Consider the following 18499-nt stretch of genomic DNA (forward strand, 5'->3'; position numbering starts at 1 on the left):
GGGCGACCAGGTGGTGATCGAGGCCGGGCTGGAAATCACCCTCAAGGTGGGTGGCAGCTTTATCAAGATCGATCCGGGCGGGGTGACGGTCAGCGGGCCATTGGTGAGGCTGAACTCGGGAGGTGCGCCTGCCAGCGGCAGCGGCGCTCTGCCGAACCTGCCGGGCCTTGTCAAAGAGGTTCTGACAGAAAACGCAGGCGAGCTGTTGATGCAGAAGCTGGCAGATCCGGTTCCACTTGCCCAGCTCTGTCAAAAGCCTGAAGGCGGAACCCCGATGGACTGTCCGCTACCCGATTGCGGCTGTCGCAAGGCGTTGCAGGAGGAAGGCAGACCATGAGGATCTCCCTGCTGCTGGAGCGTACCGACCACCTGCTGGAAAAGCTTTACCAACTGCTGCCTGATCCCAAGCCACACATGCTGTTCGACAGAACAGAACTGGCACCCTGTCGGGATAAAAGCCCTCTGTGGCTGGCTGCGACCGACGACGATAACGTTTTACAGGCGGTCCACGACGATCCTGAAAAATGGCCGGGGCTGATTATCGAGAGTCCGTTTCACAACGACATCCTGCTCGCGCATCTCAGACACCTGTCAATCGTCAACTTTGAGGGAATCCGCCGGGGCGTCCTGCGCTATTCGAATCCTGTAACGGCCAGCTACTTCTTCACAACCGGGACCACCGAAGAGAATGCGCCATGGTTTGGTCCCATTTCCCGATTGTCGTGGTACGGCGGAACCTGGCCAGACCTTGCGCAAGGCAACCAGCGCTGGATGAGCCTCGACAATACTCATGCCTCTCGATGGACACCTGCGACCCAGCCAGCCACGCCGAGACTGAGCGACGCCCATGAGCACGCTTTTCGTCGCCAGGAGCGCGAGCGTTTTGCCTATGACTGGTGGAAGAAAAAATCCGGCGTCGCCTTTGCAAAAGCACTCGACTATCTGGACGAAGGCATGGCCCATGGCTTCGCAACAGACCCGACGCTCATGAACCGCTACCTCTCGTTGCGCGCACAACACCCTGACCAGGAAGCGCTGCCGCGCCAGTACGGCGGCACTGGCGAAGCACGCTTGAACACACTGCAAGATCTGCTGCAGCAGTCTGCGCGACACAAGGAATCTGTCTAATGACCATCGGCAGTCTGAGTACCGGTCCGTGCTGTGAAACCGGCAAATTGATCGTTCAGGTCATGGGCAAGGATCACGCGCCCAGTCAAAAACTGGTGCTGAACAGCAAGGACGGTGCTTGCACCTACCCTTCCCGTCCCGAGACGCTGGAAAGAGCGCAGTACAGCTGCATGCTGGAGGTGTGGGATCACGCTGCCGAGACGCAACTGGCGCTCGAAATTGCGACCACCGAAGGCGAACCGATACGTTTGCCACTGCTCGGTGACACACACGTCACTCCACGGCAGGCTGACGCACAATTCAACCAGATCGTTCCGGTGCTGCCCTTCGTCGCCCTGCCGGGTTCGAAAAGTCCCTATGACCTGGGCACGCCAGTATTGGCCCGTTCGGGCTATGTGTATGTGTTCTACCGACAAAAGCTCTGGCGTGAACTTGAAGTGCGGATCAGCGATACCGGTACGACCTACCATGACATTGATGTCGCCCGGTTTCGTCAGGATGAGGGCTTTACACCGGGCGAACGCACGGCCATCGGCGTGGCGCTTGACGACATCTGGCTGCCCGGAATGTGGAACAACCAGCGTGTGCTGGATGTGGAGCTGTGCTTTTCCGAGATACAGCTCAGCGCGCCCCGGCTGCAGCGTCTGGAGCGCGATGCAGCGTTGAGAACCCAGCGTTGCAAAAGGCCTGACCTCAGTTACTCGAAAGAGCGTTTCACCCGTCTTTACAAGGGCAAGCCTGATGGCGAAGCCATGCTCAAGGCGTTTTCAGGTTTCAACATGCTCGACAAGGTTCAGCAACTCACCCTGGCGCCGATCACGGCCGCACGCCTGAATCTGGAGCTGTCAGCATTTCCCGTCAGCCTCGCAGCGCCACAACGTGCACGCCAGCCCGGATACGAACGGCTGCTGGAACACCCTGCCCTTTATCTGTGTGATCTGTCAGGCCAGTTTCCAGCCAAGGCACTCGAACAGGCAAACGCCTTTCTTGCCGAAGCTGACAAAGGCAGCGCGGTCAAGGACACACATTATCTGGAACTGTCGGCGCTTGCCGATGCCATGCAGGCCAGCTTGCCTGCCGGTGAAGAAGATTCCACAGACAACCTTGTCCTCTGGGAAGCTCATCCGAATGTGTCTGACGTACTGAGCAAAGCTCGCCAGCGTCAGGCCTGGGGTGTGTTGCTTGAGGACTCGTATCACCGAATACGCCATTTACGACAGCGCCTCGATACCCATCAGCAACTGCTCGGTGTGTGCGCCAGGTACGCCATCCAGCATCCTCATCACGCCAGCGCCTTGCTGGTGCACCAGTTGATCGTTCCGCCAACGATAGCCGGCGCGAAAAACCCGCTCAATGAAGTGATTAGCTCGCTCTCGGACACCGGCCGACAAGCCGTCAACCAGTGCACCGCTACCGTCCAGCGAGCGCTGGCATGGCGCAACATGATCGCCGTTCAGGGCCTGTTGGTTGAAAGCCTTCAACACCCCATCACACTCCAGGCCGTCGCCGACCACCTTAGCCAGAATGGCTTCGAGTACGTAGCGGCACTGTATGACCTGAGCCGCACACTGACGGCACTCGCACTCTCACCCTCAAACGTGGATCCGCTGGCACCTGGTGGCACTATCGTGGACGCGGTCACGCAAGTCGGTTTCGTGGAAGCCAGGGTCAGTCAGGGCCAGACACTGCTGTCGCAGATAACCAACGACAGCGAGCATCCACTGCACCTCATGCTCTGGCCTGAAAGCGATCTGGAAACGGTCTGCAAGCCTTATGAGGTGCCACTCGACGAAGACAAGAACCTGGGCGACGGTCGCTTTCGCGCGACGCAACTGGCACGTTTCGAACACTTTCCGGCACCCGACCCCGTGACTCAGGTCACGCTGGACGCGACGCTGCTGGCCAACCTCCTGGCAGGCGATAGCCTGCAGAACTTCTTCCTCATCAACAACGGCAAAGCCACAACCGCTGCACTGGTCGGTATCTTCGAGAACCTGCAAGGCGCAGTCGATGCCGCCGAGAACGCTGTCGGGCGCGCCGAACAGACGCTGTCCTCCAGTAAAGCCAACGTCGCTGCCGCCGACATCAAAAGCCAGTCGGCCATCGATCAACTGGCCAAAGCCCGCGAACAGCCCGGTTCCAACGCACGCAGGATCAACATCAACCGCCAGGGCCGGGGCGTTCAGCAACTGCGCAGCATGATGCCGGAGCACTTCGGCGCCGCGTTCCTCTTGAAACGAAACCGGGTTACTGCGCAGCACTACGTATTTGGCCTGGAAGACCTGCCGACCCGAAGCACCATGCCCAACGCCCGCTACGGTGAATACCTGGACCCGAACGGCAACCCGTTCCGCGACATCGATCCTCCGTTCAACCCACACGGCCCCCTGACGTCCGGCGATCACCACGTGCTGGTCATCCCGCGCAGCCACAAAACCGCGCAACTGGTCGGCGACATCAACCGCAAACTGAAAGCCGCCCAAGAAGCGGGGCATGCGACTGGCAAAGCGGAAAGTGCCTATGTTCGGGCGAGAAGCGGGCTGAGTCAGGCCATCGAAAATCTGGATGCGACGAAGCGTGGGCCTGTTTACCAATTTCTGGCATCGACACGGTTTTGTGTGGCGGTTTTGATGTTGGAGGTTTGGAATGTGAGTTCGGAGAGTGATGCATTCAATCAAACAACCAGAGAGAAGAGTAAATACCGGGCGTCGTTAGGGAGCACGGCTGCGGGACTAGACCTAGCTATTGCTTTAGAAGCCTTAATCGTAAAAATGTCCGGAACAAAAGCTTCACTACAACCCACTAGACAGACACTATTGAGGATTACTGATGCCGGTTCCAAGCGCTGGCTTGGTCCTTTTTTAAGCCGTGCACTTGCCAAGGAAGTAACTGCTCGGATGCTTGCCCAGCTCATTTCAGGGATAGCGCTGACAGTATTGAACCTCTGGGACGCTTGGTACGCCTGGCGGCGAAACGATGATGCGGCATACGGACATATCCTTATTGCCATGGGTGGAATAGCTGGCACGTTGGGCACAGCATTCGCAGGAGCAAATACTTTCCTCGGACTGAGTCCCTTGGGCTGGATCGCTTTACTGTTGATCGGCACAGGAGTCGGAGTAATATTACTCTTTAGCTCAACACCACTGGAAACATGGCTAAAAAGTGGTCCATTCGGAAAAGGAGATGTCAGTGATTATTTTTTGAAAGACCCACAGGAGGCATTTTATCGACTCACCAGCCTACTCGCTGGCATAACGATAAAAATAGAAAAAAATCCAGCCTACGAACCATGTGCAAAGTACAACTTTTTCACTGAACCCCCCCACGCGATCAGAAGTGCCGACACGATCATTCGTATTCAAAGTTATTTACCAGGATTAATCAGCCGCCTTGAAAGTCTCGATATAAATACTGAATGCAGGTTAGGCAGTGTTATCACACGTTCCAGCCGAGAAGGAATACCTTACCAAACCGAAATTCAAGCAGCCGAAAAAAAAGAACTCCCAAAGGCACAACGCCTGCATCCTGACGGGTTGGAGTTATTTTTCAGAACCCCAACAAACCCGACAATATCAATTGGCGACACTAAAACCTCTCATTTAACTTGGGTAGTCAGAGCCCAATTTGTAATGAGTCGTGGCGATGAAAAACGCGTTTTTCCAGCACCTTCCCCCAGCGACCCAATTCAATACAACCTTACCTACGCCAAACCAGACTTCAGTAAGGTTAATCAGCCGTTCTGGGCAGATGAAGAAACATTCAAGGCACGTTCTCATGAATAAGTCGAAATCTACGTCCTACTACGGTAGCTTTACATACAAAAAAAACAAGATACCCAGACAGGCTTCTCCTTCTCGGCGAAACGTTAATGGCGTACGGTTACCGTGGGGAACGACCTCGAACATCATTCCCGATGGATTCGTGGCCGAGCCTGCCCCAAATGAAATGCGAATGTGGGAAAAGCAAAATAATACCCCCACCCATAACGCACCCATTCCATTTCGTGACATCGAACTTCATCAGGTCTATGACCAAGAGCGTATACGTTTTGCACAACTGCCTTTCCGCTCACACTTCTGGCTATTCATGCATGCGGGAGGAAAGTGGTCATTTATAATACTCCTGCCTATTTTTCTTCTGACCTCGCTGCTCGGCATCGAAAACACTACTGACTCCGCAATTATAAATTACCTCATGAATGTATTTGATACATTTCCCATAATTATGTCACCTTGGTTAGTATGCTGGCTCATCGGCCACATCGTCATCAACCATTTCCCCAAAATCTGGTTCCGTCCCCCCAAAGGCCCACTCTGGGAGCTGAACCGCCGAACAGGACTGGTAACAATCTTCGACTACAAACGCCACCGAAAGGAAGGCGTGATAGACGAGTTCATCGCACCGTTCTACGAGTTCGATGCCTACATGCTCACCACTCGGGATCGTTTCGGCTCCAACTACGGATTGCTGCTCCGCCATCGTTATGAAGACAGGCAGATCAACTTTCATTCATTGCTTGGACCCGACGATTTCAAGCATCGACCCTGTGCGCTCTGGGATTTTCTGCAGAATTACATGGATGTCAGCCGACCGATCCCGGATATCCCGCTGTTCGAAGCCTACCGGCATCTGGATCCGGTAACCGCCAAATACGACAAGGAAAATGGCCGCAATCCACGCTATTGGATCGACATGGACGACGACACATTCAAACAGCGAGTGGATGCAATGTGGCAGCGCGCGTGCGCCATCGACACGTTTACACGGCCGAACCTGATGGAAAACAGTGTCAGCTATAATGATTGAGCATTTATGAGTACGACAAAGAGCACCCCGCACTATTACGGTTCACAGGCCTACAGGCCTGGCAGTATTCCTGAACAAAAACCCTGTCTGAGGCGTAAGTCATTCGGTTCTACCTTAATTCGTCTGCCTTGGAGCTCAACCCAGCAAGTGGCATCGAATGGCGTCATGGAGCAGTCAACCCCTACCAGCATGAGGTTTTTGGAAAACACAGCGAAGGAAAACGAAAAACAGAAAATAGAAGGAACCTATACCCGCAAACTCTTCGAGGATGTAAAACTTCACCAAAAGTATGATCAGGAACATTTTAGATTCGCACAACTCCCCTTCACATCTCAACTATGGCTTTACATACTACAATTGGGAAAAGCCGGATGTATAATATTTCCACCCATACTGATTTATATACATTTTCTTTCTATATATCATTCCAGAGAATCTTGGCAGACTGTTACCCTTGAGCTACTGCAAGAGGTCTACCCTATTTTTCTTGGAATACCCCTGTTCTGCTGGGGGCTAGGTCACGTCGTCGTAAACCATTTCCCCAAAATCTGGTTCCGCCCCCCCAAAGGCCCACTCTGGGAGCTGAACCGCCGAACAGGACTGGTAACAATCTTCGACTACAAACGCCACCGAAAGGAAGGCGTGATAGACGAGTTCATCGCACCGTTCTACGAGTTCGATGCCTACATGCTCACCACTCGGGATCGTTTCGGCTCCAACTACGGATTGCTGCTCCGCCATCGTTATGAAGACAGGCAGATCAACTTTCATTCATTGCTTGGACCCGACGACTTCAAGCATCGGCCCTGTGCGCTCTGGGATTTTCTGCAGAATTACATGGATGTCAGCCGACCGATCCCGGATATCCCGCTGTTCGAAGCCTACCGGCATCTGGATCCGGTAACCGCCAAATACGACAAGGAAAATGGCCGCAATCCACGCTATTGGATCGACATGGACGACGACACATTCAAACAGCGAGTGGATGCAATGTGGCAGCGCGCGTGTGCCATCGACACGTTTACACGGCCCAATCTGATGGAGCGCTATGTCAGTTACAACGACTGAAAAACGCCGGCAAAACAGCGGTCGGGAGCGAGTGTTCCTCGCTCCCGGCAGGATCAATCCGCCCGCGGCACCGTAAACCGGAACTCACTGCCCTTGCCTGCTTCGCTCTCAGCCGCCAATACGCCGCCATGGGCCTTGATGATGCCTTGGGAAATGTAAAGGCCCAACCCGGTGCCGCTCGGGTTGCCTTCCTTGACGGTCCAGTAGCGTTCGAAGATGTGCGGCAGTTGATCAGGTGGGATGCCTTCGCCGGAGTCGCAAACGGTGAAGACAATTTCTTCGCCGTTTGACATCGCCGCCACACCGATTTTGCCCAGCTTGGGGGTGAACTTGATGGCGTTGCCGATCAGGTTCGACAGCACCTGGAACAGGCGTTCCGGGTCAGCCTTGACCTTGAGTTCCGGCTCGGCATTGAAGGAAATCTCGATGGACTTGTCCATCGCCAGCGGCGCGAGCAGCGAGTAGGCTTCTTCGAAGATCTGGCTCACCTCAAGGGTCTGCGGCGTGATGGTGTAGCGACCCGCTTCGATCTTCGAAGTATCGAGCAGATCCTCAAGCAGCACGTTCATGCGACTGGCAGCCTGCTGCATGGTGTCGATGGCCGAGGAGATGCGACGTGATGTATGCGGGCCGTCGGAGCTGAAGGATTTCTGCATCATGCCGCACAGCATCGAGATGACGGTCATGGGATTGCGCAGGTCGTGGGACACGACGGCCACCAGTTCGTCGCGGGCACGCACGGCTTGCTGTTCACGGGTGACCTGACGGGCCAGGTCGTCTTCCAGCGCCGAACGACGCAGGTCGTTGGCCGCAAAAAGGTCGCCGTGGCTCCACTTGGTCGCGATGCCGGTCATCTCGACCTTCCATATCTCGAACGAGGTACGAGGCCTGAGGTGCATCCCGACATCAGAGCTTTCCAGATTCAGGGGTTTGGTCGGGTCGCCGCTCCACTGAATGCTTTCCTTGACCTCGGGGCGGAACCAGATCACGCCATTGTCAACCGGCTTGGGCAGACTCATTGCCAGAACACCGCTGGCGATGGACTGATAGGCTTCGGCAGGCGGATAGACACTGGACAGCTTATGGCTGGAGAACACAGGCTCGCTGCCCGACATCATCCATGTGTGCAGCGCACGGATATCAGCAGGTTCTGGGCAAACCCCGTAGCACTGCATCTGACGGTCTTCGATGATTGCCACACCAGTAGCGCCCACCAGATCCATCAACAACTGCGGCTGTTGAGACAGTCCGTCGAAGACGTTTTCTTCCGAAGCGCTCATCGACTGATGCAGGCGGCCGAGTGTCAGCAGTTTGGCCTCGCGCTGGCGGCTGACGTCAAGCGCCTCCATCGCACTGATCTGCAGGGACAGAACCTGACCGAGTGCCTGACACGCGCTGCGCAGTTCGTGGGAAACGTACAGGGGTGTGCGGTGACCGCAGCTGATCAGGCCCCACAGCTTGTCACCCTGGATCAGCGAAACGCTCATCGAGGACAGCACGCCCATGTTCCTCATGTACTGACAGTGAATCGGAGAAACGCTGCGCAGCGTCGAAAAGCTCAGGTCAAGCTGCTGGTCGGTGTCCGGACGCAATTGCGGCACCAGCGGTACGGGCGTGTAATCGGCATCGGGAATGATGCGCAGCCAGTTTCTGCGATACAGCTCACGCGCTTGCTCGGGAATGTCCGAAGCCGGGAAGAACAGACCGTTGAACAACTCCATCGCCGGGGAAGAAGCTTCAGCGATAACCTGGCCGTGCCCTTCTTCTTCGAAGCGGTAGATCAGAACTCGGTCGTAACCGGTCATTTTCTGAACTTCACGAACGCTGATTTCGTAAAGCGTCTGCAGGTCCTTGGCGGCATGCAACTGACGCAGCATGCGGCCCAGATTACCCGTACGTTCAAGATAACTGACGGCCTGAGCGTCCTTATCCTGGATTTCGAGCTCCAGAATAAGCGCGTCCTGGCTGCGATGCATCATGGCTTCGAATTCGACGCCATTGACGTTGATGAGCAGACGCGGCGCGTCGAGGAAGGATTCATGGGCGCTGGCACTTCTGATGACATTAGTCCAGCCGGCACCCAAAGCCTTTTCCAACGATTGGCCGATCACCTGCTGTGGTTCAAGACCTAATACGGTGTGAACGTTGGCGCTTACCTGAAGCACGGTCAGGGCAGGTTCTGTCAGAGTGAACAACAGGCCATGGGGCTGAATGGCACCCGGGAACTGGATGGGTTCATCAGCACAATTGGCCAGGAGCGCTTCAAAAGCGTCCTTGTCGAGTTGGCTCATAAAAGTACCTCTTGACCGTCGAGCCAGCGCTCGAAACATGCAAATGTGGAATGCGCCGCCTGCGCTGCAGCTGCATTGAAAACACTGTCGTCCGGCACAGTGTCCAGATAATTCAAAAACACCTTCCAGCGCGGACCGGTATCCGCACCATACACATCCAGAAATGCAGCACCGTTTTGTTCGTCCAGCCCGAGTCGTTTGTCGACCTCGCGGCGCAGCACCTGCCCTCCAAGTGTCGCACCTTCGAGCACATACAGCACGCCCAGACACGCGGCAGGAGAATCGACCACAGGTAACCGGGAACAGAGCGCAAGGCGCTCGATGTTCTGATCAGTCATGCCTAATGCCTGCAGGTCTTCAATCAGCACCGGGGTTTTGACCCGCTCGTGCGGCACGAGTTCTGACGGAACGAGCGCACTGGTTCGCAGCGCCGCTTCAAGCGGCAAATAAAACCCGTAATAGGCCTGCATCAAACGAAGGTAAAGAGCGGCATCCAGACTGGAAGAGAAAAACGGCATACGTTTTTCGAGTTGAAGGTGTAATTGACTGGTTTCAGAGCGAAGTGCATCAAGCAACTTCGAAGGTTTCAAGCAGGAAAACTTTGCCGGCATCCAGTAAGGCTCTCGGTGGTTCGATAAGTCAGAAAAAGCGCGTCCGAGCGAAAATTGACGGACAAAATACAGACTGAATGCGCAAGCGAACAGTCTTTTTCCGAATGGGCGATGAAATACAAAAGCTTGAAATGACGACCATAAGTCAATGCATGCCTGTTACTTGTAACATCGGCACGCATTGCCTGTTGAAACTCAGACGTTTCGGGTCTGGTATTCGACCGTCAGATGCGAGATCTCATGTACGTGACCGAGTCTGCCACGGATCACATCAGCGGGCACTTTAATATCAGCCAGCACGCTGACAATCGCTGCATGGGCCTGGGGTCCGACCCGCCAGACATGCAGATCAATGATGCTCACATCTCCGATGGTTTCCACAACCTCGCGGATTTCACCGGCCACGTGCTCGTCAGTCACGTCCAGCAGAACGCGGGAACTGTCCTTGATAAGGCCATACGCCCACTTCGCGATGACGCACGCGCCAACGATGCCCATCAGCGGATCCAGCCAGACCCAACCCAGATAGCGCCCGGCCAGCAGCGCCGCGATGGCAAGCACTGAAGTCAGAGCGTCGGCCATGACGTGCAGGTATGCCGAACGGAAGTTGTTGTCGCCGTGATGGTGGTCGTGATCAGGGTCTTGAGAATGCCCGTGATCATGATGGTCATGCGCGTGGCCGTGTCCGCCGGACAACAAAACGGCGCTCAGCACATTGACCGCCAGCCCGATAATCGCGATGACGGTGGCCTCACCAAACGCAACGGTGGTCGGCTGAAACAGCCGGACCAGCGACTCCACGCCGATACCCAAAGACGCCATGGCCAGAATGAGCGCCGATGCGAACCCGGCAAGGTCGCCGACCTTGCCTGTGCCGAAGCTGAAACTGCGGTTGTGGGCATTACGCCTCGCAAAGGCGTAAGCACCTGCCGCGATGCCCAGCGCTCCGGCGTGAGTTGCCATGTGCAGACCATCGGCCAGCAGAGCCATGGAACCGGTGAAATAACCTGCCACGATCTCGACCACCATCATGGCGAACGTCAGCGCCACGACCCACAGCGTGCGACGTGCGTTGCGGTCATGGGCGGTACCGAGAAATACGTGGTGATGGGGCTGAGCGGCCGCATGGCCGTGATGGGCGTTGCTCATCGAAAGGCTCCTTGCACGACGGGTGTCATTTGGAATACCGGCGGATGGCTTCAAGTAATTCTTCCAGGCCTTGCGCCCGCGACTCGTCACTCAAATCGGGATGCGCCACATGCTCGCGGGCATGGGCTTCGATGATCTGGTCCAGCAGGCCGTTGAGGGCACCACGGGTGGCCGCAACCAGATGCAGCGTCTTGCCACACTCGGCATCGCCTTCCAGATGGCGCTCGATGGCCTGTACCTGTCCGGCAATGCGCCGCACACGCTTGAGCAGATCAGCCTTGTTATCGATCATGTGCGCCATACTATACCCCCCCTACCTATCTAGCAGTGAATGGTAGACGCATTGGACGCGAGAGGCAAACGCCAGCCTGCAACCGAAAGGCTGGCGTAATCGGGATCAACGCACGTTCTGGTACAGCATCATTCGCGCTGTCTCGTGCAACCCGCGGGTCAGGTCGCGCAGGCGCTCGAACTCTTCAGGATTCTGCTCGGCGACGTTGTCCAGCGGTGTCGGCGAAGCCAGATCGTGCAGCGTTGGAGAACTGCCGTCATGTTCCATCTGCAGCAGGTAATGCTGCGTCACACCGCCGATCAACGGGAAGGTGCCTTCGCGCAGCACCAACGGCACGACCCGCTCGCCTTCCGGCGCGGGCTGTTGAATGTCGCGCCCCATTGCGCCGTTGCTGAACGGCATGCCGGCCATGCCCGCCAGCGTCGGCAGCAAATCGGCAAGCCCTACCGCTTCGTTGATCACACGCGTGCCGAGCAGGCCCGGCGCGTGGATCAGCATCGGCACGTTATTGCTCTCCAGCCCCAGTTGCTCGAAGGCAGGCGCCATGTGCGGGATCTGACTGATCCGCGTGTTGTGATCGCCGAACAGCACGAAGATGGTGTTTTCGTAATACCCGCCCGCCTTGGCCAGTTCCATCAGTCGACCGATGTTGAAGTCCAGCAGACGTACCGCGTTATATTGCTCGACGCTGCGCGAACCGGCGGCCTGAACCTGTTCCAGCGTCTTGTCGCTGACTTTGAAACCGTCGTTGTCTTCGGGGATGGTGAACGGCCGGTGATTGCCCGCCGTCTGCACGTAGGCGAAAAACGGTTTGTCAGCGGGCAAGGCGCGCAGAATGCGGTCGCTTTCCTTGAACAGGTCCAGATCGGAAATACCCCAGACGTCCACTTGAGGTGATTTCCAGTCGCGCTCATCGTACAGCCGCACGTCATCGATACTGCGCCTTATCAACGCGTTCATGTTGGCCCAGCCCGAGTTGCCGCCGATCATGTACAGCTTCTCGTAGCCTTTGAAGTCATTGATGATCGTGCGCTGACGGGTGAGCAGCGGATGGCGCGTGGCGGTCTCCTGACGGGTCACGTCGGGAACACCGGTAATGCTCGCCCACACTGTTTTCGCCGTGCCGGTCACCGGCACGTAAAAGTGCTTGAAGAACCAGCTCTGCGTTGCCAGATGATCCAGATTCGGCGTCGGATTCAGAGGATTGCCATAAGCACCAACGGCACTGGTACCCAGCGATTCCAGCATTACGAACATCACGTTCGGCGGCCGATCACCCGGCAGCCGATACGGCTGCACCGGCTGCTGTCGGGTGAAATCGGGAACGCTCACATCAGGCTTGTCCACACCCAGATAGCGAGCGACGACGTCGTAGTGCTCGCGTACCTGTTTTTCGTCGTAGCGCGATTGAGCGACTTTAAGCGTGTCGTAGAGAAACAGCGCCGGGTTGAGCCCCAGCGCCGCCACCTGACTGTTGCCAGAAAAAAATGCATCGCTCCAGCGCAACGGCACCGGGTTTTCCAGATTGAGGTTTTCGACCCGGCCCAGCAGCCCCAGAAACGTCGCGCACACCATAACGGTCGAGACCACCGCAACCGATACGCGCGTCATCGGCCTGGCAGCTCGCGCCAGCGTCACCCGCTCCAGTCTGATCAGCGCCCAGCCCATCAGCGCAACGATCAGCAGCCAGCCAAAGGTGATCCATAGCACCGGATAGGTCTGCCAAAGCATGTCTCGGGAGATCTGCGCGTCTTCCAGATAACGCAGCACACTGGCGTTCAGCCTCACGCCGAGATAAGCGTAATGACCGAAATCGACGATGTAGACCATCGTCAGAATGGCCAGCGCCAGTATCAGATAAACCCTCACCACCCAGCGCAGCGCAGGCAGGCGGATCAGGTTCACGCGTGGCAGCCAGAGCAGCACCGCCACCGGCAGCATCAGCAACAACGCCAGACGCAGGTCGAATCGCAAACCGATCCCCAGTGTCTGCAGCACGTCACCTCGGGTGAACAGCGTGCCCGGCTCCAGGCCCGAAAAGCCGTAGAAGAACACCATCCGCAACACGGCCAGCAACACAAACACCAGCCCGATCGCACCCAGCCAGTAACTCAGGCGTCGTGATTGCAACCCACTCATTCTCTTCCCTCTAGACAGCACTGGCAGACAGGCCTGTCGGGCGATTGCGCCCTATGGCCCTGCGATAGACATAACGAACGGCCAGACACACCAGCGCCACGCAGCAATACAGCGCCAGCAGCGGGTCGATCAGGTAGTCCCAATAGTTTTCCGACGGCTTGATGCGGAAGGTAAACGCCAGCGTGGCAACGCTCAGCATCAACACGCCCGGCACGTTGCGCAGGCAGACCAGCCCCAGCGCAATCACTGCCACAATGATGATCATGGTCCTGGGGTTGTAGCCCCAGCGGTACGGATCGAAATAGGTCAGCCCCAGCGTGGCCGGATACAGCGCGAGCGCCATCGCAGCGAACACCGACAGCACCACCAGACGATGCGAGGCAGCAATCGGTTTGATGACACCCAGTCGGTTCAACGTCAGCCAGGCCAGCACCACCAGGCTGCTGATCGCCAGGTCATCGGTCAGGCTGCGGGCGTAGGCCGCCATCGTCAGGTCATTCACGGAAATCACGCTGAGCAGCGACGTTGCCGTCAGCAGACCGCAACGCCACCAGAGCGATGACGTCAGGGGTGCCAGCAGAATGAACAGCGTCCACGCAAACGCCAGATGGGCCAGTCCAAGCGCGATCATAGGAGGTGCTCCGCCAGCCAGGCCTCATTGAAGCTGACATGTTTGATGAAGGTGTTATTCCACGAGTAGACCAGGTGATACAGGCCCTCGGGACTGCGGATGAAGTACGGATATTCGTATTCGAAATCACAGCCCTGCGGCGAACAGACGCGCTGGTCAAGGTTGCTCAGAAACTCGGCTTCCATCGGCTGCCGACGTGCGCCGCTGGAGCTTCTGAAGCCTTCTCCGATCACCTCTTTGTAAGCCTCCAGCGAGAACGGCGTGCCCAGCGGATCGGGGGATTTGTCCAGATCGATCACCGGCCGCCAGATGTCCATCTGCTCGTCGGTGCCATACAGGCTGAGTTTGAAGCGCCCTTCTCGCAGGTCGTTCAAGGCCACCAGCAAACCTTTGCCGGGTACGCCGACTGCAGCCAGCGACGAGTTGGGGTTGCTGGGCGACAACGGGTGTGGCTCGCTCCAGGTCTGTCCGCCATCTTCTGTGCGGCTGGCCAGTACGCGGTGATGGGTCTCACCGGCATAACGCAGCAGTGCCACAGCGCGCTGCCCGTCCAGCGGCACCACGGTCGGCTGCAACGAGTTCTTGCCACGGCTGATGCGAAACTTGTCGATCACATCACCGTCCGGGCTCAGGTACAAGTACTCGGCAAACTTGCCGAGAAACTCGTGGTACACCGGCAAACCGATGGAACCGTCGGCATGGAACACCGGCGCGGCGCGTACCAGGGTGCTGATATTGAGAAACGGCGACGTCACCAACTGGCGTGGCGGCGACCAGGTCGTCCCCATGTCGCTGGAGACCATCGCATTGACCGTACTGCCCGCCCAGCCGCCCACCGATACCGACACATAGAACAGCCAGAGTCGATTGTCGGGGGCCAGTGCGATCACCGGATTGCCCAGCTTGCGGATGTACTTCCCGGTGCCTGACTGGGTCGATTCGCGGGTGGCCAGAACATGTTCGCTTCCCCATTCCTCGGTTGCGGCGTCGAAGCGTGAGGTGCGTATTTCGACATCGCCAGCGCCTTCACGAGAGCCTGCGAACCATACCGACATCAGGTCGCCGCCGGGCAACGCCGTGACTGCCGAGGAATGCACGAAGTCATCGAGATCGGACGAGGCGAAACGCGAGCTATAGGAAGCCTTGGGGGGAATGCTTTCCGCGTTGACGGTAGGCGTGCTTACCGCAAAGCCGGAAATCCGGTGCAGCGGATGGCTGAGCCACGCGCTGATAAAAATCGACACAACGATCAGGCCTGCGCTCCATGCGACCAGGTTTCGGGAAATTACACGCATGAAGGGGCATCACTGTGGTGGAGGTAAGAAAGTAACCGTCTGGTCTGCATTCAGGGTTGGCGGGTTTTCATGAACGTCTATCTTCAGGCAACGGACGTCGTTTTCCTGTCAGCATCGACAAGGGCAGGTTGTCGCGCACTTGAAAACTCTCGAACAGGGCCGCCGCCATGTGCAACACCACCAGCGCGCAAAGCGTATTGGCCAGTGTCTCGTGAATCTGCAGTGGCCAGTCGGCACCCCAGAGTGCATCGACTTCTTCCATCAAGAAGCCGGTCAGGCCCATACCGAAGATCAGCGCCATCATCAGAATCATGACCAGCGCACCGAGCGGCGAATGGCCGAGTCGGTGCGCAGGTCGGCGATTGATCAGCGAGCGCACGTGCGTCCGCAACCGCGCCGGAGTCGGCCAGAAATCACGCCAGCGCGCACTCTGCGGCCCGACGAATCCCCACACCACCCGCACCGCCAGCCAGGCCACTGCGTAGTAGCCCAGCCAGACGTGCCAGTCATCACCGGCTTCGTTGAAGAAGTAATTGGCGATGAAGACACCCGCAATCGAGACGTGAAACAGCCTGACCAGCGGGTCCCAGAGGCGCAGGGAAGCCTGGCTCATCAGCCCTTGATCTCGCTCTTCACCGCTTTGCCGGTGACCGGATCGTGATAGATCTCGACCTTGCGCTTGTCTTTATCGAAACCGTAGATTTCGTAGCAGTTGCCGTCAGTGACCTTGAATTTGCTGATCTCGTAACCCTGAGCCTTGAGCTGCTCCTGAAATTTGGCCTGATCCTGCCACTGGGACTTTTCAGCCGTGGTGCATTGCGGACCTGCCAGCGCCAACGGGCTGGCCAACAACAGGGGAATCAGCAGGACTTTACGCATGGCAAATACTCGCAGGCAGTTAAGGAGCGCTCACTGTGCGAAACGAGTCTTAGGAAAAGCTTAATGTGCAACAGCTGGTAACATCTTCCCGCACACCCGGCGCTTCGCGAGACCACTCGCTCACTGCATGATGGCGCCCTTCTCCCCCCCACACTCACGGTTCGAAACCTTATGCGCCTGCTTCTTGTCGAGGATGATCGAGCCATCGGCCAGGGTATCCGGGTCGCCCTCAATACCGAGGGCTACACGCTCGACTGGCTCGAAGACGGGCTGAGTGCGCTGCATGCCCTGCGCAGCGAGCCGTTCGACCTGCTGCTGCTCGACCTCGGCCTGCCACGCATGGACGGCTTTGACCTGTTGCGCCAGTTGCGCGCAGAAGACATCACGCTTCCAGTGCTGATCATGACCGCCCGCGACGGCACCGCCGACCGCATCGCCGGGCTGGATGCCGGAGCCGATGATTACCTGATCAAGCCCTTCGATGTCGAAGAGCTGAAAGCCCGTGTCCGTGCCTTGCTGCGCCGCAGTCAGGGGCGCGCGCAACCGCTGCTGGAACATGCAGGCATCAGCCTCGACCCGGCTTCGCAGCAGGTCAGCTATCAGGGCAATGAAGTGCCGATGACGCCGATGGAGTATCAGTTGCTGCATCAATTGATGATCCGCCCCGGCAAGGTCGTGACCCGCGAGCGCCTGTCCAACACGCTGTATGGCTGGCAGGACAAGGTCGAAAGCAACACCCTGGAAGTGCTGATTCATAACCTGCGCAAGAAACTGTCCACCGAACTGATCCGCACCGTTCGCGGCGTCGGTTACCTGCTGGAGCTCAAGGCATGACCTCGGTACGCGCTCGCATTCTGGTCCCGGTTCTGCTGCTGTTGCTGCTGGGCGACCTGACCATCAGCCTGCTCGCCCTGCGCGACAGCCATCACGAAATCGAAGAAGTCTACGATGCACAGCTCGCCCAGAGCGCTCGCCTGCTGCAAGGCGTGCTGCGTCAGCGTGCGGCTGGCGAGCAGGACCTGGACAAGCTCTATCAAGCGTTCGATCAGGCCATGAGCCGGGTCGGCACCAGTGGCGTGGCGCACCCGTACGAAACCCGCCTCACCTTCCAGGTATGGCGCACCTCGGGCGAACTGCTGGTGCGTTCGGCTGAAGCGCCGTTGCTCGCTGCGCCGCCCGGCGAAGAAGGCTCCCATGACCTGATTGAGAATGGCCACGAGTGGTGCGGCTTTCTGTTGGCAGACCCGCAGCAGGGGTTTCTGATCTGGGTGGGCGAGCGCGACGATGTGCGTCAGGACCTGATCCAGCGGATCGTCAGCCATACGCTCTGGCCCGCGTTGATCGGCGTACCGCTGCTGATCGTGGCCATCTGGCTGGCGATTGGCTGGGGCCTGCGTCCGCTGCAAAGCATGGCACGACTGATCAGCCGACGTGACGCCGAGAGCCTGGAGCCGCTCGACGTCTCGCCGCTGGCCAAGGAACTGGAACCCATGCAGCACGCGCTCAACAGCCTGCTGACCCAGATCGAAAACGTGCTGGAACGCGAGCGCCGCTTCATCGCGGATGCGGCCCACGAACTGCGCACCCCGTTGACCATCCTGCGCATCCATGCGCAGAACGCCCGACAGGCCGAAACCCCGGAGCAGCGGCTCGAAGCCCTGGATTTCCTGGTCCACGGGGTGGATCGCGCGGCACGCCTGGCCAGCCAGTTGTTGACCATGGCGCGCCTGGAACCTCGCTTGAGCGACAGCCAGTTGACCCGCTTCGAACTGAACACGCTGGTGCGTGAAGAAATGGCCGAGCTGACGCCGCTGGCCCTGGAAAAACGGGTGGATCTGGTGTTCGAAGCGGGAGAGGACTGTGTTATCCACAGCGACCCGGCGGCCATCACCATTGCCTTGCAGAACCTGCTGACCAACGCGCTTAACTTCGCACCGCCCGCCAGCGAAATCCGCGTGGTGCTGCACCCGCAGCAGGATGGCAGCGCATACCTGTCGGTCGAGGACGCAGGTCCCGGCATCGACGAGCAACAGAAGGCGCGTCTGTTCGAACGTTTTTACAGTCAGGGCAACAGCAACGGCGCAGGGTTGGGCCTGGCGATTGTCGACATGATCGTACGTAAACTGGAAAGCAGCCTGCACTTGCGCAACTCGGCGCAAGGCGGACTGTGTGCGGAACTGAGGCTCAAGAGCAGAACCACTTGAGAC

14 protein-coding genes and 2 pseudogenes are annotated in these 18499 nt (G+C 57.8%); 7 read left to right on the forward strand and 9 right to left on the reverse strand.

Going from position 1 to position 18499, the window contains the following annotated elements; all coding sequences use genetic code 11:
* The 5 genes and pseudogenes from KDX39_RS18940 to KDX39_RS18960 form a co-directional block, all read left to right on the forward strand.
* Positions 1 to 337 (forward strand): annotated as a pseudogene (locus KDX39_RS18940) (DUF2345 domain-containing protein); the annotation flags it as partial.
* Positions 334 to 879: pseudogene (locus KDX39_RS26450) on the forward strand (DUF4123 domain-containing protein); the annotation flags it as partial. The pseudogenes KDX39_RS18940 and KDX39_RS26450, both read left to right, overlap by 4 nt.
* 248 nt (positions 880 to 1127) lie before the next feature.
* Complete coding sequence (locus KDX39_RS18950; RefSeq protein WP_231661416.1) at positions 1128 to 4913, forward strand: hypothetical protein; 3786 nt, start codon at positions 1128 to 1130, stop codon at positions 4911 to 4913.
* Between the two features lie 139 nt (positions 4914 to 5052).
* On the forward strand, positions 5053 to 5937 hold the full coding sequence (locus KDX39_RS18955; protein WP_442964562.1) for a hypothetical protein: 885 nt from the start codon (positions 5053 to 5055) through the stop codon (positions 5935 to 5937).
* 165 nt (positions 5938 to 6102) lie between these two features.
* The gene (locus KDX39_RS18960) at positions 6103 to 7005 is read left to right on the forward strand and encodes a hypothetical protein (RefSeq protein WP_231661578.1); all 903 of its coding nucleotides are present in this window, start codon (positions 6103 to 6105) and stop codon (positions 7003 to 7005) included.
* Between the two features lie 53 nt (positions 7006 to 7058).
* Here KDX39_RS18960 and KDX39_RS18965 read toward each other — a convergent pair whose 3' ends face one another.
* The 9 genes from KDX39_RS18965 to KDX39_RS19005 all read right to left on the reverse strand — a co-directional run bounded on the left by KDX39_RS18965 (position 7059) and on the right by KDX39_RS19005 (position 16292).
* A complete protein-coding gene (locus KDX39_RS18965; RefSeq protein ID WP_231661417.1) occupies positions 7059 to 9296 on the reverse strand; it encodes an ATP-binding protein in 2238 nt (745 codons plus the stop codon).
* The gene (locus tag KDX39_RS18970; protein ID WP_184320222.1) at positions 9293 to 9907 is read right to left on the reverse strand and encodes a biliverdin-producing heme oxygenase; all 615 of its coding nucleotides are present in this window, start codon (positions 9905 to 9907) and stop codon (positions 9293 to 9295) included. The genes KDX39_RS18965 and KDX39_RS18970 overlap by 4 nt, the downstream gene beginning before the upstream one ends.
* Before the next feature lie 195 nt (positions 9908 to 10102).
* Positions 10103 to 11056: a CDF family Co(II)/Ni(II) efflux transporter DmeF gene (dmeF, locus tag KDX39_RS18975; RefSeq protein WP_231661418.1), complete on the reverse strand. Its 954-nt coding sequence runs from the start codon at positions 11054 to 11056 to the stop codon at positions 10103 to 10105.
* A 25-nt stretch (positions 11057 to 11081) separates the two neighbouring features.
* A complete protein-coding gene (locus KDX39_RS18980; RefSeq protein WP_099229092.1) occupies positions 11082 to 11357 on the reverse strand; it encodes a metal/formaldehyde-sensitive transcriptional repressor in 276 nt (91 codons plus the stop codon).
* A gap of 96 nt (positions 11358 to 11453) precedes the next feature.
* Positions 11454 to 13487, reverse strand: coding sequence for an LTA synthase family protein (locus KDX39_RS18985; RefSeq protein WP_231661419.1), 2034 nt, complete (start codon positions 13485 to 13487; stop codon positions 11454 to 11456).
* 10 nt (positions 13488 to 13497) lie between these two features.
* On the reverse strand, positions 13498 to 14118 hold the full coding sequence (locus tag KDX39_RS18990) for a hypothetical protein (protein WP_231661420.1): 621 nt from the start codon (positions 14116 to 14118) through the stop codon (positions 13498 to 13500).
* Positions 14115 to 15413, reverse strand: a complete 1299-nt coding sequence (locus KDX39_RS18995; RefSeq protein WP_231661421.1) for a sialidase family protein — start codon at positions 15411 to 15413, stop codon at positions 14115 to 14117. The genes KDX39_RS18990 and KDX39_RS18995 overlap by 4 nt, the downstream gene beginning before the upstream one ends.
* Before the next feature lie 67 nt (positions 15414 to 15480).
* Complete coding sequence (locus KDX39_RS19000; RefSeq protein WP_231661422.1) at positions 15481 to 16026, reverse strand: cytochrome b/b6 domain-containing protein; 546 nt, start codon at positions 16024 to 16026, stop codon at positions 15481 to 15483.
* Positions 16026 to 16292 (reverse strand): PepSY domain-containing protein, encoded by a 267-nt coding sequence (locus KDX39_RS19005; RefSeq protein WP_231661423.1) that lies wholly within the window; start codon positions 16290 to 16292, stop codon positions 16026 to 16028. The genes KDX39_RS19000 and KDX39_RS19005 overlap by 1 nt, the downstream gene beginning before the upstream one ends.
* Before the next feature lie 171 nt (positions 16293 to 16463).
* On the opposite strand from KDX39_RS19005, the gene KDX39_RS19010 reads away from it, so the two are divergent.
* Positions 16464 to 17126, forward strand: coding sequence for a response regulator (locus KDX39_RS19010; protein ID WP_025996527.1), 663 nt, complete (start codon positions 16464 to 16466; stop codon positions 17124 to 17126).
* Complete coding sequence (locus KDX39_RS19015; RefSeq protein ID WP_231661424.1) at positions 17123 to 18496, forward strand: sensor histidine kinase; 1374 nt, start codon at positions 17123 to 17125, stop codon at positions 18494 to 18496. The genes KDX39_RS19010 and KDX39_RS19015 overlap by 4 nt, the downstream gene beginning before the upstream one ends.
* Positions 18497 to 18499: the final 3 nt, after the last annotated feature.

This window comes from Pseudomonas sp. CDFA 610 (assembly GCF_021147865.1).
Taxonomy (GTDB): Bacteria; Pseudomonadota; Gammaproteobacteria; order Pseudomonadales; family Pseudomonadaceae; genus Aquipseudomonas; species Aquipseudomonas alliivorans.